Origin of the sequence: Enterobacter sp. T2 (genome assembly GCF_010692925.1) — a bacterium.
GTDB lineage: Bacteria > Pseudomonadota > Gammaproteobacteria > Enterobacterales > Enterobacteriaceae > Enterobacter > Enterobacter kobei.
Genome location: NZ_CP048736.1, coordinates 98,640 through 110,684 on the forward strand (window position 1 = coordinate 98,640; position 12,045 = coordinate 110,684).

Genomic DNA, 12,045 nt, shown 5'->3' on the forward strand with positions numbered 1-12,045 from the left:
TGATTATTTTTGATTGTCTACCAAAGCAATATATTGCCGGCAAATGGCATTGATGCCGAACGACGCAATGGTTGCACCGCCAACGACCGGCGGGGAGGTATAAATATCGACCAGCGTTTTTGCCAGTGATTCGTCGTTTAACTCTGACAGCCCGCGCGCCAGGTCTCCCGTGAGGATTTCAGCGGGGCCTCCTGGACAATTTGTACTGACCGGCGGGGTCTGGCAGATAATGGATTCGACCAGCACATTACCAAAACCTTCGCAGTCAGAACTTAACACTAAGAGCCGCGCCCCTTTTATCCAGGGGTAGGGGTTGGCGTCGAATGGGCGGAAAACCGTTTTGTTTTCAATACCCAAATCTCTGGCAAGCTGCTGTAATTTTTGGATTTTGGCGTCGGATCCATTGCCCATCATGACCAGTGTAGTGTCAAGTTGACTCAGTGCGAACGCACGTAAAAGCCGATCGTGACGTTTGTGCTCATGGAAGCGGCCAACATGAATGATGTAATCCTTCCCTTGCATTTCAAAGGGGGCATCAGCCAGACGCTGAATTTCAGGGATATCAAACGGGTTATGGATTACCGCTTTGCGTCGAAGCGTGAGCGCCAGCGTTTCTGAAAGATCTTTCAACACGGCGCCTGAAACAGCGACAACATTACGATTTTCGTAGGTATGACGAATTTTAAGATGCTTAAACCAGCGAGAAAGCCCGCGGCGATGGCGCAAATAGGAGAACGAGAACATGCCATGCACGCAAAACCAGACTTTATCGCGTTCCAGCGCACGGCAGTGTGCAACAATGCGGTCGGTTTTGTGCAAATGAGAGAACACAACGTCAAATTTTCCGCTGCGTTCAGCCCGCTCAATAGCCCGATCCAGCAGATGGGCGCGGCGTGGGATCTCCGTCAGCTTTCGCCACGGTTTTTTGCAGGTATCCTGAACAACCTGATAATCAATGCCTTCCGGGATGGCGTAATCGCACACTTTCCGCAGGGAGAAGAGAGAGACCTGATGTCCCATTTCTATCAATCCACTGGAAAGTGTAAGAACCGTTTTTTCAGCTCCCCCACCGGGTAAACCATCAATAATCATTAGGATGCGCATTTTTAATCCAGTAATTTTTGATAAAGCGAAATAAGCTGACTTGACAGTTTTTCGGGGGTGGCGTCTTTCACACGTTCCCGTGCCGCGCGTCCCATATTGTTATTTTTTTCCAGAGAAGGAATAGCGGATATCGCTTCCTTCAATGTCTTGATATCAAGGGCATCGCAATAAAATCCGTTCTGGCCTTGCTGAATAAATTCAGCGCCTCCGCAACTCTCTGAAGTAATGACGGGTAAACCGCAGGCCATCGCTTCAAGAATGACGTTAGGAAAGGGATCATACAGCGTTGGCAACAGTAAACCATCGGATAGCTGATAAAAAGGAAGCGTTTCTTTTTGCATCCCCAGGAAACGGATTTGCCCTTCGCAGCCGAGTGAACGGGCAAGATCGCGATAACGACTTTCTGCTTTATCCTGTCCAACCACAATCAGCCATGCCGCTGTTCCAGCGATAGCCCGTATGGCGCTGGCCAGGCCTTTTCGTTCGAACCCGGAGCCGACAAAACAGAACACCACGGCATCGGCTGGCAAACCAAATTGCTGACGCAACGCGGCACGTTGTGCCTCCTGAGCCGGAACGAAGCGGCTGGAATCAATAGAATTATAAATTACATGTATTTTTTTTGCGTCAATATCAAAATCTTCGACAATTTCGCGTTTGATCATCTCCGCATTACAGATAACCGCTTTGAGTTCCGGTGCCTGGTACATCTCTCGTTCGGCATGCATCACATAGCGGTGATAGCGATCGACCATCAGCATCTTTGCACGCCAGGCGGGTAGAATGCGTGCACGCTGCAGTAGCCAGCGGCGGTGGACGCCATCGCCTGCGCGGTAGATGTCACAGCCCGGGATTCGCTCGTGGCTTTGCACAATATCAAACTGTTGTTGTTGCCACAGTTCACGTGCGGCATGAGCAAAACCACGCTCGCGGCTGATGCGGCCCCACTTTCGCGGATCGCAAATGTGGATATGCCAGTCGTCCTGCTTTTCTCCCTGCCATTCACGGGTGATGACATTCAGCTCAAGATTTTGGTTGCTTAACGCGGTGAGCGCGCGGGAGACGAACCGTTCCGCTCCGCCATCAGGACGATATTTTTGGCGCACAATAGCCAGACGATGGTGTTTCATGACAGATATCTCTTTGCAGCAGAGACGACAGCATCCACGGGAATGGCGTCGAGATAGCGCTCTTTAGTGTTGGTATCAATGGCGTCCGGATCGGGGAGCGGGCCGAAGTCGCCAGCCCAGATAACGTCGCCGTTGACCTGCCACGGAGACCAAAACGTCAGTTTGGAAGGGCCAAAGAGTGCCACGCAGGGCGTCTGCAGCGCGGCGGCCATATGCATCGGAACCGAATCAACCCCAATGAACAGGCAGGCATGATCGATCAGCGCTGCAAGCTGGCGCAGCGTTAATTGACCGGCCAGCGAGACGACGCCGGTCTTCGGGGACGCGGCGAGAATGCGATCGATCATCGCCATCTCTTTTTTATCCGGCCCGGCCGTGAGTACGACGGTATGCCCATCTTGCTGCAGCGCTGTAATCGTTTGCGCCATTTTGTCTTCATCCCAGCATTTGAAGAACCAGCGGGATGTTGGCTGAATCACGATATAGTTATCACTCACACCCTTTTTCTCCAGCTGTTGGCGGGCGAAGTGCCAGTCATCTGCGCTGTAGGCCATGGTGACGGCGGGCTGCGCCGCGACCTGTAATGGAGACAGAATGGAGAGGTTTTGCTCGACGGTGTGCAGAGACTGGTGATTTGCAACGGAGACTAAATCGCTGTGACAAAAACGCCAGAATGCATTGTTGCGTTTGTTAAAGGCAAATCCGAGACGAACCGGCGCGCCGGTGAAGCGGGTGACAATAGCGCTACGCCACTGATCGGCAAGGTTAATCACCAGATGATAATGTTGTTTCCTTAACGCACACAGCAACTGCCACTCTTTCTGTAGATGCTTGAGTGTGCCCAGGTGCTTCCATTTACGATCGATTCCATAAATGGTGCCAATTGCCGGATGCGCGGCGAGCATGTCGCGCGTTTCTTCATACAACAGCACATCAATTTGCGCGTGTGGCCAGTGTTGACGTAATGAATCAATGACGGGGGTGGTCAATAACATATCGCCATGATGGCGGAGTTTGATCAGTAAAATGCGCAAATCAGGCGTGTCAGGTAAGTTATTCATCATCATCTTATCGGCGTTGTACTGTTGGCAATTCTAATAGACCTGATAGCGACTTGCACTCTTTCTCCATAATCTCAGGAATTTCCCAGCAAGGGTTTACTGATGGTTTGGAGAGTGCGTAACATAGCGCTAACTTCCCTGTCTTGCGGACTCATTATGAAAAAACCCGCGTTTATCATCACGATTGATACTGAGGGCGATAATCTCTGGCAGAACCACCGCGTCATTAAAACGGAAAACGCGCGCTATCTGGCCCGGTTCCAGACGCTGTGTGAACGTTTCGGCTTTAAGCCCGTGTGGCTGACAAACTATGAGATGGCGATCGAGCCCGTTTTCATCGACTTCGCCAGGGACGTGATCGCTCGCGGCCAGGGGGAGGTGGGCATGCACCTCCACGCATGGAATAGCCCGCCTGAGCACGATCTCACGGGTGATGACTGGCGCTGGCAGCCTTATTTGATTGAATTTTCAGACGAGGTGATGCGCGAGAAAGTGCTGTTCATGACCCGCCTGCTGGAAGAGACGTTCCAGACCAAAATGTTAAGCCACCGCGCCGGGCGCTGGGCGTTTGATAGCCGTTATGCCAGGTTACTGATTGAGCTGGGGTATCAGGTTGATTGCTCGGTGACGCCGCGAGTGAACTGGCGCAATGCGAAGGGGGCTCCGCAAGGCCATGGTGGGACGGATTACCAACATTTTCCGGACCGTGCCTACTTTATTGACGTTAACGACATTTCCCGGGCGGGCACGAGCCCTTTACTCGAAGTGCCGATGAGCATTCAGTATAAACATCCTGCCTGGCTGAACACGATCAAACAGGGTTACGATCGTCTTCGTGGTAAATACCGCTCACCTTCTGTGAACTGGTTACGTCCGACAGGTGGTAATGCGTCGCAGATGATTGAGGTTGCGCAGCAATGCCTTTCTCAGGGAAATGATTACGTCGAGTTTATGCTCCATTCGTCGGAATTTATGCCCGGGGGCAGTCCTACGTTTAAGGACGAGGCGGCGATCGAGGGGTTATACCAGGATCTGGAAGCGCTGTTTAGCTGGTTATCCGACAAGACGGTGGGGATGACGCTGGCGGAGTTTTATCAACACAAGAAAAAATAATGCCCGCATGGCGGGCATTATCACTTACTGGCGTTGTCTGGTTTGTGAAAAGAGTGTACTCAGCGCAAACACGGTGACAAAGAAGATGAGCGCCTCTGAGCTCAACAAAATGACGTCCGTCAGACCATAGAGCAATAAAAGAAGCATGGTCGTCAGCAGCAGACCATTTTTATTTTTAAGTGCGTACACGATCATCGAGATATAGAAAAAGAATAATATTACCAGCCCAGGGATCCCCTGAAGAGAGTATTTTTCAATGAACTCGTTGTGCAGATGAATCCGGGTAAATTCAAGCGCTGCCGCGAGATGTGGATGTCCATTTTTCACATATTGCTGTGACCAGACTTCGCGGTCTTCGACTGACTGCCCCATGGGGTGGGCAAGTCCGTTTTGAGCACCAATAATCCACATAGAAAAACGTGCACCGAGTGAGGTGGCGTCATATCCTTTTTGATAACGTTCTATTTCAGATTGTGTTTGTTGTATCTTAGGCAGAATTAACGGCTTGTAACTCACAACCACTATACCTGCCACAATACATAAGAAAATCAGCGTTGATTTCAGATGGATTCTTCTGAAGTGGTAGAGTGTGAGTACAATCGCCAGGAGCAAATATAATCCCATTGCGGCGCGCGTAGCCGTCAAAAGGATGACGAAATAAGAGATCAAGATGGTGAGCCCTGCGGCCACATACAGCTTTCTGTTTTTCTGAAGATAAAGGCTGTATACAAACGCCAGTGACAGTACGGAGTAAACATAGGCCGACACGGTTGGACGATTGATGGCCATCTCAACACGTTCCATACCCTGTGACGCTTGCCATAAGCCATAACCAGTAGCAAGGACAAATCCTGCACCAGAGGCATACAAGAAATATTTCAGGAAGGCTGTTTTATCAATATAAGATTTGAACCGGTCAAGATAGAAAACGAGAATACTCGCCAAAATCAATTTCTTGCTGGCGCCAAGGTAATCGCTATAAGCGTTCAAGCCTTCGTTATGATATTCATAGGCCATATACCAGATAAGATTGAGCAACCCAATCAGCAAAATGGGTAGCGCAATCGAAAAGGGACGAAGGGTGATTTTTTTATATTCGCACGCCAGGCCGATAATGCTGGCATAAACCGCAATATAGAAGAATTCACGCTGTTTCCCTGAGCTCAGTAACGCCAGCGCAAGCGAAATGAGGCTCAAAATAAGCGTCAGTTGATAGAGCCGCAGTTTTACTTTTTCCATAATGCCTCAATAACCCTTTTTTTGTAGCTGAAACGAACATCGCTGGAGAAGAAAAAAGAGAACGAATAAAGTGCTTTTACTCGTTGCATAACCAGTTTGAGTTGCGCGTCGGTCAGATATTGTCGATGGTTACTGTAAATATCAAACCAGTGGCAATTAATGAGATGCCTGAATGATTGCGGGAATATCTTTTCCATCTGTAATGTGCATTCTACAAGCGTAGCGATTTTACTGGCGTCAAGACGGCTCGATAAACTATCGTTACGTTTGATGTAATAATAGTGCCCCTTCCGCTGGAAGACTATTTTACTCGATTGCATCAGCATGCCGGGAAACACGGCGAAATCTTCATAACAGACCATTGAAGGGATCGGGTTGCTTTCGTACAGCTTCCGATGAACGAATTGCCCGATGAGGTGCGCCTGAAAGTCTTTATGCTGCAGGAAACGCGTTATTGCCTGGTGTTGTGATAAAGCAACGGGAGAGAACCCCTGCCAGTCAGCGGTGATTTTATGCGTATCGCGTATTTCCAGCAGGCGCGTCAGGAGCATATCAGGCCGCTGTGCTTGCAGAAATGCCACGGCGTCCCGGATGCTGCCCGGTTTCAATCGGTCATCGCTATCCAGCATGGTAATGTACTCACCTGACGCCAGAGAGAGTGCGCTGTTTCGAACATGACCGACGTTACGGTACTCAACGTATCGGGATTGCGCATTCGGAAGCTTTGGCAACCACGTCTCAATAATATCCTGTGTGGAATCATTGGAACTGTCATTAAAGATAATGATTTCTACATCATCGCCCGCATTATCAATCGCGTTTTGCAGGCTTTGTAGCGTTGCGTCAAGCGTGTCCTGGGCGTTATGTGCGGCAATAATGATGCTTAGAAAAGCCATAACAATTAGTTTCCCTGGGCATCAACGGTATATGCGGCCGCGTTAGCCGTTGGTAACGCGCAAATGAAATGTCTAATGTTGTCCAGCGATTCATCTGTTACAGAGAAGAGTTCTTCCCGGCTTTGTGAGAAGTAATAGCGAGTCTCAAAAACATACGAGCAAATATTGTCATCATTCCCAACCAACAGTACATTGCCAAGCGGACGCTGTTCATAGTGGCAGCAGGGTCCAAACAGTAAGATTACCGGCACGTCCACCGCGTCGGCAACGTAGACATTTCCTGAGTCGGACGCGATATAACAATCCATTTTTGAAATGGCCCACGGGAGTTCTTCAAGCGAAATTTTGCCAATCAAATTGATGAAGTTGGGCAATTCGCCATACGCGCGGGTGATATCATCCATCCACGATTGTTCGTTCGGGGCGCCAAACACATAAAACTCGCAGGGCAGGTCGGCGAGATGATCGGCAATCCGCTTCCAGATGCCCGGCGGGACGGTTTTCGCTTTATTTCCTGCGGCAATACTGATGCCAATGCGGATCACGCCGGGTTTATCAAGGATTGCCGGATATGTCGCGGGTTTAAAAAGTGGTCTGGTGGCGTGCTTTGGTGAGTCTTTCCAGGTCAGCGTGCGGTCGGCAAGCTTGAGATAGTTCGTCACCGACAATGTCTTTTTGCCGTGTTCAACGGTACCGTCTGCCGTTGCATAGAAAATTCCGTGATACCACCTGCGTGTGTATGTGCTTAAGAACTGTTTGTTTTTGGCGTTACAAACGGAGGCAAAAAAAAGATTTACGCTGTTAGGCTGCAGAAGATACACATTGTCATAGCGGTTCATGATCCGGCAGGCAAAGCAGAGCTTTCGCCACAGGTTACGCTTATGCTGTTCGATGAAAAAAATCTCGTCGATCGTCTCATCATGCTTCGCCAGTGCACCTACGCTGCGACTAATAAGTACGTCGCTTTTTTGCAGGTATGCCAGAAGGGGCGTTGCATTAACAAAATCGCCGATTTTTGCTGTTTGAATAACCAGGTTTTTACCTGTGTCTTTGCGAAACAGCTTTCGGATGAGTTTCACCGGAAAGAGTAAAATCAGCAGAAATACATAACTCATGGGTTAAATATCCCTGTCAGAAAGCCGATGGCTGCCCTGTAAAAATGAAAAAATAGCATCTGCGCTAATATCCTTCGTGTGTTGCGTTGGGCTGACCATCTGGTGCTGGTTTTTACCGTAGCCCCCAATCAGACCCGGATCGGTCGGGCCGAATATCGTAATATTCGGGCGATCCAGCGCTGCGGTTAAATGGCTTAATCCTGTATCCACGGAAACGACGGCATTCGCCCCCGCCAGTTCTGCGGCCACCTGCGCCAGCGTGAGTCTGGGCAATACCTCAACGTGCGAAAAACCGGAGGCCAGACGTTCTGCTCGCTGTCGCTCATGTTCAGCGCCCCAGGGCAGTTTAATATGGATCCCGGTAGGTTGCATTAGTTCAATCAGTCTTCGCCAGTGCGTTTCCGGCCAGTGTTTATCGTCGCGCGTTGTGGCATGGAGGAAGACAAGATAAGGCTGAGTACAGGGGTCTGTATTGCGCAAAAAGTGCTGCGCAATGGCGTAGTCGCCCTGGGATTCCGGTTTTACATAGCCAAGACTCTTTGCAAACAGTTCACGGGTACGCTCCACCGCGTGCTGTTGTTTTGCAATGCGGTGGCGACGGTTATAGAACAGGCTCGCCAGCGGCTCGCGGGCGGAGTGCCAGTCCATGCCGTGCTTTACGCCGTGTGCCAGACGCGTCACCAGCGCGGCGCTTTTCACCAGCCCCTGCGCGTCGATGATCGCGTCGTAACGCTGCGCCTGAACCGCTTCGCGGAAGGCGGTGCGCTCGGCTTTAATCGGTGTGGAGAACCATGCTTTGCGCCAGCGGCGAATGGCCACTGGGATCACGCGGTCTACTGCTTCATGCCAGGTAGGGATCTGCGCGAAGCCTTCTTCCACCACCCAGTCAAAACGGATGCCCGGAATGGCCTGCATCGCGTCTGTCAGCGCAGGCAGCGTATGCAGAACATCACCCATAGAGGAGGTTTTAACGATCAATACCCGCATCCGTTACCCTTCTTCGCTCAACAGCAGTTCGTTGAGTTCTTCGAGAACACGCTGCGGCGTGATGTCGATCAGGCTCTGGTGATAGCCTTCTGCGGCATCGCCTTTGCGCACCTTGTGGTAGCCGGTAATCAGGCGAATGACGCGCGCTTTGTGCGACAGTGGCGGCGTGAAGTCCGGGCTGCTTGGACCATACAGCGCGACCAGCGGGCGGTCCAGCGCGGCAGCGACGTGCATCAGGCCGGAATCATTGGTCACCACGGCTTTACAGGCGGCGATCAGAATAACAGCTTGTTCGAGCTGCGTTTCCCCGGCCAGGTTTCGGCACCAGGCCTGCTGCTCTGTGCTGAGCGTGGCGAGAATTTCATTGCCTGCTTCGTGGTCTTTTGCCGAGCCAAACAGCACAATCTGATAGCCTTCGTCGATCAGCTGTTTTGCCAGCTCCGCATAGTGATAGTGCGGCCAGCGTTTTGCCGGACCGAACTCCGCACCAGGGCAGAAGCCAATCATCGGGCGTTCAGACGAAAGACCAAACGCGTTGCAGGTCTGGGATTTCTCGCCGTCATTAACCTGAAGCTGCGGCCAGAGCAGCGGCTGCGGCAGATCTTTCGCACTGCGCATCACGCCTTTGTCGTAGGCCAGCGCCACGTAGCGCTCCACCATTAGCGGCCAGGCCTCTTTGTCCAGCACCCGCGCGTCGTTCAGCAGGCCGTAGCGCATTTCACCGCGCCAGCCGGTACGGTGCGGAATACCCGCAAAGAAGGGCACTAAGGCAGATTTGAAAGAGTTCGGCAGGACATACGCGCGATCGTAGCGCTTCTCGCGCAGGCTATGGCCGAGCTTGCGGCGTTCGCCGATTTCCAGCGCACCGTGGCCGAGCGGCATCGGGATCGCCTCGTTCACTTCCGGCATACGCGATAACAGCGGACGGCACCACGCGGGTGCCATCACGTCGATTATCGCCTGGGGATAGCGCGCCTTGAGCGTGCGATAGAGACTTTGCGACATCATCATGTCGCCCACCCATGACGGGCCGATCACCAGAATTCTCATACTTACGCGTCGCGGTTCAGCCAGGCCATATATTCCGTTACGCCTTCGGCAACGGTCTTGAACGGCTTGTCGTAGCCAGCTTTACGCAGGTTAGTCAGGTCTGCCTGGGTGAACGCCTGGTAGCGGCCTTTCAGCTTATCCGGGAACGGAATGTACTCAATACTGCCTTTTTTGTGGTACGCCAGCGTCGCGTCTGCCACTGCCTGGAAGGATTCCGCGCGGCCAGTCCCCAGGTTGAAGATGCCGGACACACCGTTTTCCCAGAACCACAGGTTGACTGCAGCCACATCGCCCACGTAGACGAAGTCGCGCTTAAAGCCGTCGCTGCCTTCGAACAGTTTCGGGCTTTCGCCATTATTCAGCTGGGTATTCAGGTGGAATGCCACGCTCGCCATGCTGCCTTTGTGCCCTTCGCGCGGCCCGTAGACGTTGAAGTAACGGAAGCCGACAATCTGGGAGTTCGCTTCTGGCAGAATCTGACGCACGTATTCGTCGAACAGGAATTTGGAGTAGCCGTAGACGTTCAGCGGTTGCTCGTATTCGCGGGATTCGATGAAGTCTGAGGTACGCCCGCCGTAGGTGGCAGCAGAAGAGGCGTACAGGAACGGAATTTCACGCTCCAGGCAGTAGTGGAGGATCTCTTTGGAGTACTGATAGTTGTTGTCCATCATGTACTTACCGTCCCACTCGGTGGTGGATGAGCACGCACCTTCGTGGAAAATGGCTTCAATCTCGCCAAACTCTTCACCTGCCATAATTTGGATAAGGAAGTCTTCTTTATCCATGTAATCAGCGATGTTCAGATCCACCAGGTTAACGAACTTGGTGCCATCTTTCAGGTTGTCCACCACCAGGATGTCGGTGATGCCTTTGTCATTGAGAGCCTTAACAATATTGCTGCCGATAAAGCCTGCGCCGCCGGTAACGATGATCATAACGGTAACCTTTGAAGTGTGGAGTCCGGGGACAATCCCGAACGCTAATGTTTCTATCATATCATCACAATGCCCTGTCTTCAGCCATTCACCGATATGCGGTAGGGGTACACGTGATTTATGCTGCAAAAACGACAAGAGATACTGCGTCATCTCGTCATGAACTATAGGTTTGGGTAATATGTCCCGAAATTTGCCGAGTCTGGAGAATTGCAATGCGTGGTGATTTTTACAAACAGTTAAACAGCGACCTCGACACCGCACGTGCGGAAGGGTTGTTCAAGGAAGAGCGTATTATCACGTCTGCTCAGCAGGCGGACATCACCGTTGCCGACGGCAGCCACGTGATCAACTTTTGTGCGAACAACTACTTAGGTCTTGCGAATCACCCTGAGCTGATTGCCGCAGCGAAAAACGGCATGGATACTCACGGTTTCGGTATGGCCTCCGTACGCTTTATTTGCGGTACCCAGGATAGCCACAAGCAGCTTGAGCAAAAGCTGGCGAGCTTCCTTGGAATGGAAGACGCGATTCTCTACTCCTCCTGTTTCGACGCCAACGGCGGTCTGTTTGAGACCCTGCTTGGCGCAGAAGATGCGATTATCTCCGACGCCCTGAACCACGCCTCCATCATCGACGGCGTACGCCTGTGTAAAGCGAAGCGTTTCCGTTACGCCAACAACGACATGGTTGAACTGGAAGCGCGCCTGAAAGAGGCCCGTGAAGCGGGTGCTCGCCACGTGCTGATCGCCACCGACGGCGTGTTCTCCATGGACGGTGTGATCGCTAACCTGAAAGGTGTCTGTGACCTGGCGGATAAATACGACGCGCTGGTCATGGTCGATGACTCTCACGCGGTCGGTTTTGTCGGCGAAAATGGCCGCGGTTCCCACGAATACTGTGACGTGATGGGCCGCGTGGATATCATCACCGGTACGTTGGGCAAAGCGCTCGGAGGCGCGTCCGGTGGTTATACCGCTGCGCGTAAAGAGGTGGTTGAATGGCTGCGTCAGCGCTCCCGCCCGTATCTGTTCTCCAACTCCCTGGCGCCAGCCATTGTTGCCGCCTCCATCAAGGTACTGGAGATGGTGGAGTCCGGCGCTGAGCTGCGCGACCGCCTGTGGTCGAACGCCCGTCTGTTCCGTGAAAAAATGAGCGCCGCAGGTTTCACCCTGGCCGGTGCCGATCACGCCATCATCCCGGTGATGCTGGGTGATGCGGTCGTGGCGCAGAAATTTGCTCGTGAACTGCAGAAAGAAGGGATTTATGTCACCGGGTTCTTCTTCCCGGTGGTACCAAAAGGCCAGGCGCGTATCCGCACCCAGATGTCTGCGGCGCATTCGCCTGAACAAATTGAACGTGCGGTGGAAGCCTTTACCCGCATCGGCAAACAGCTGGGCGTAATTGCCTGAGGA

Annotated in this window: 11 protein-coding genes; 2 read left to right on the plus strand and 9 right to left on the minus strand. The window is 52.1% G+C overall.

Translation table 11 applies throughout. From position 1 onward, the window contains the following. Window positions 1-3 precede the first annotated feature (3 nt). Genes G0034_RS00515 through rfaQ form a run of 3 tightly spaced genes read right to left on the minus strand, consistent with a single transcriptional unit; the run spans window position 4 to window position 3,301 of the window. Window positions 4-1,104, minus strand: a complete 1,101-nt coding sequence (locus G0034_RS00515) for a glycosyltransferase (RefSeq protein WP_023331722.1) — start codon at window positions 1,102-1,104, stop codon at window positions 4-6. A gap of 2 nt (window positions 1,105-1,106) precedes the next feature. After that, window positions 1,107-2,234, minus strand: coding sequence for a glycosyltransferase family 4 protein (locus tag G0034_RS00520; protein WP_047344998.1), 1,128 nt, complete (start codon window positions 2,232-2,234; stop codon window positions 1,107-1,109). Beyond that, window positions 2,231-3,301, minus strand: a complete 1,071-nt coding sequence (rfaQ, locus tag G0034_RS00525; protein ID WP_023331724.1) for a putative lipopolysaccharide heptosyltransferase III — start codon at window positions 3,299-3,301, stop codon at window positions 2,231-2,233. The genes G0034_RS00520 and rfaQ overlap by 4 nt, the downstream gene beginning before the upstream one ends. A gap of 150 nt (window positions 3,302-3,451) precedes the next feature. Between rfaQ and G0034_RS00530 the strand changes: the two genes are divergently transcribed. Continuing rightward, complete coding sequence (locus G0034_RS00530; protein ID WP_032629639.1) at window positions 3,452-4,408, plus strand: polysaccharide deacetylase family protein; 957 nt, start codon at window positions 3,452-3,454, stop codon at window positions 4,406-4,408. Between the two features lie 24 nt (window positions 4,409-4,432). Here the strand turns inward: G0034_RS00530 and G0034_RS00535 are convergent, their stop codons facing one another. From G0034_RS00535 to rfaD, 6 genes are read right to left on the minus strand one after another with little or no spacing between them, the layout of a single operon-like run. Then, the gene (locus G0034_RS00535; protein WP_014881994.1) at window positions 4,433-5,647 is read right to left on the minus strand and encodes an O-antigen ligase family protein; all 1,215 of its coding nucleotides are present in this window, start codon (window positions 5,645-5,647) and stop codon (window positions 4,433-4,435) included. Beyond that, entirely contained in the window at window positions 5,635-6,543 is a 909-nt protein-coding gene (locus G0034_RS00540) for a glycosyltransferase family 2 protein (RefSeq protein WP_014881995.1), read from the minus strand. Before G0034_RS00540 ends, G0034_RS00535 begins: the two co-directional genes overlap by 13 nt. Window positions 6,544-6,548: 5 nt before the next feature. Beyond that, a complete protein-coding gene (locus tag G0034_RS00545; RefSeq protein WP_023331727.1) occupies window positions 6,549-7,658 on the minus strand; it encodes a glycosyltransferase family 9 protein in 1,110 nt (369 codons plus the stop codon). A 3-nt stretch (window positions 7,659-7,661) separates the two neighbouring features. After that, window positions 7,662-8,645 (minus strand): lipopolysaccharide heptosyltransferase RfaC, encoded by a 984-nt coding sequence (gene rfaC / locus G0034_RS00550; protein ID WP_023336550.1) that lies wholly within the window; start codon window positions 8,643-8,645, stop codon window positions 7,662-7,664. A 3-nt stretch (window positions 8,646-8,648) separates the two neighbouring features. Then, entirely contained in the window at window positions 8,649-9,695 is a 1,047-nt protein-coding gene (gene rfaF, locus G0034_RS00555; RefSeq protein WP_014881998.1) for an ADP-heptose--LPS heptosyltransferase RfaF, read from the minus strand. Between the two features lie 2 nt (window positions 9,696-9,697). Then, the gene (gene rfaD, locus G0034_RS00560; RefSeq protein WP_014881999.1) at window positions 9,698-10,630 is read right to left on the minus strand and encodes an ADP-glyceromanno-heptose 6-epimerase; all 933 of its coding nucleotides are present in this window, start codon (window positions 10,628-10,630) and stop codon (window positions 9,698-9,700) included. A 215-nt stretch (window positions 10,631-10,845) separates the two neighbouring features. Here rfaD and kbl point away from each other — a divergent pair, with 215 nt between their 5' ends. Continuing rightward, on the plus strand, window positions 10,846-12,042 hold the full coding sequence (gene kbl / locus G0034_RS00565; RefSeq protein ID WP_047343728.1) for a glycine C-acetyltransferase: 1,197 nt from the start codon (window positions 10,846-10,848) through the stop codon (window positions 12,040-12,042). Window positions 12,043-12,045: the final 3 nt, after the last annotated feature.

Bases quoted from the DNA above. Each gene is read 5' to 3' on its own strand.
- G0034_RS00515 (WP_023331722.1), bottom strand. From the start codon at position 1,104: ATGCGCATCCTAATGATTATTGATGGTTTACCCGGTGGGGGAGCTGAA.
- G0034_RS00520 (WP_047344998.1), bottom strand. From the start codon at position 2,234: ATGAAACACCATCGTCTGGCTATTGTGCGCCAAAAATATCGTCCTGAT.
- rfaQ (WP_023331724.1), bottom strand. From the start codon at position 3,301: ATGATGATGAATAACTTACCTGACACGCCTGATTTGCGCATTTTACTG.
- G0034_RS00530 (WP_032629639.1), top strand. From the start codon at position 3,452: ATGAAAAAACCCGCGTTTATCATCACGATTGATACTGAGGGCGATAAT.
- G0034_RS00535 (WP_014881994.1), bottom strand. From the start codon at position 5,647: ATGGAAAAAGTAAAACTGCGGCTCTATCAACTGACGCTTATTTTGAGC.
- G0034_RS00540 (WP_014881995.1), bottom strand. From the start codon at position 6,543: ATGGCTTTTCTAAGCATCATTATTGCCGCACATAACGCCCAGGACACG.
- G0034_RS00545 (WP_023331727.1), bottom strand. From the start codon at position 7,658: ATGAGTTATGTATTTCTGCTGATTTTACTCTTTCCGGTGAAACTCATC.
- rfaC (WP_023336550.1), bottom strand. From the start codon at position 8,645: ATGCGGGTATTGATCGTTAAAACCTCCTCTATGGGTGATGTTCTGCAT.
- rfaF (WP_014881998.1), bottom strand. From the start codon at position 9,695: ATGAGAATTCTGGTGATCGGCCCGTCATGGGTGGGCGACATGATGATG.
- rfaD (WP_014881999.1), bottom strand. From the start codon at position 10,630: ATGATCATCGTTACCGGCGGCGCAGGCTTTATCGGCAGCAATATTGTT.
- kbl (WP_047343728.1), top strand. From the start codon at position 10,846: ATGCGTGGTGATTTTTACAAACAGTTAAACAGCGACCTCGACACCGCA.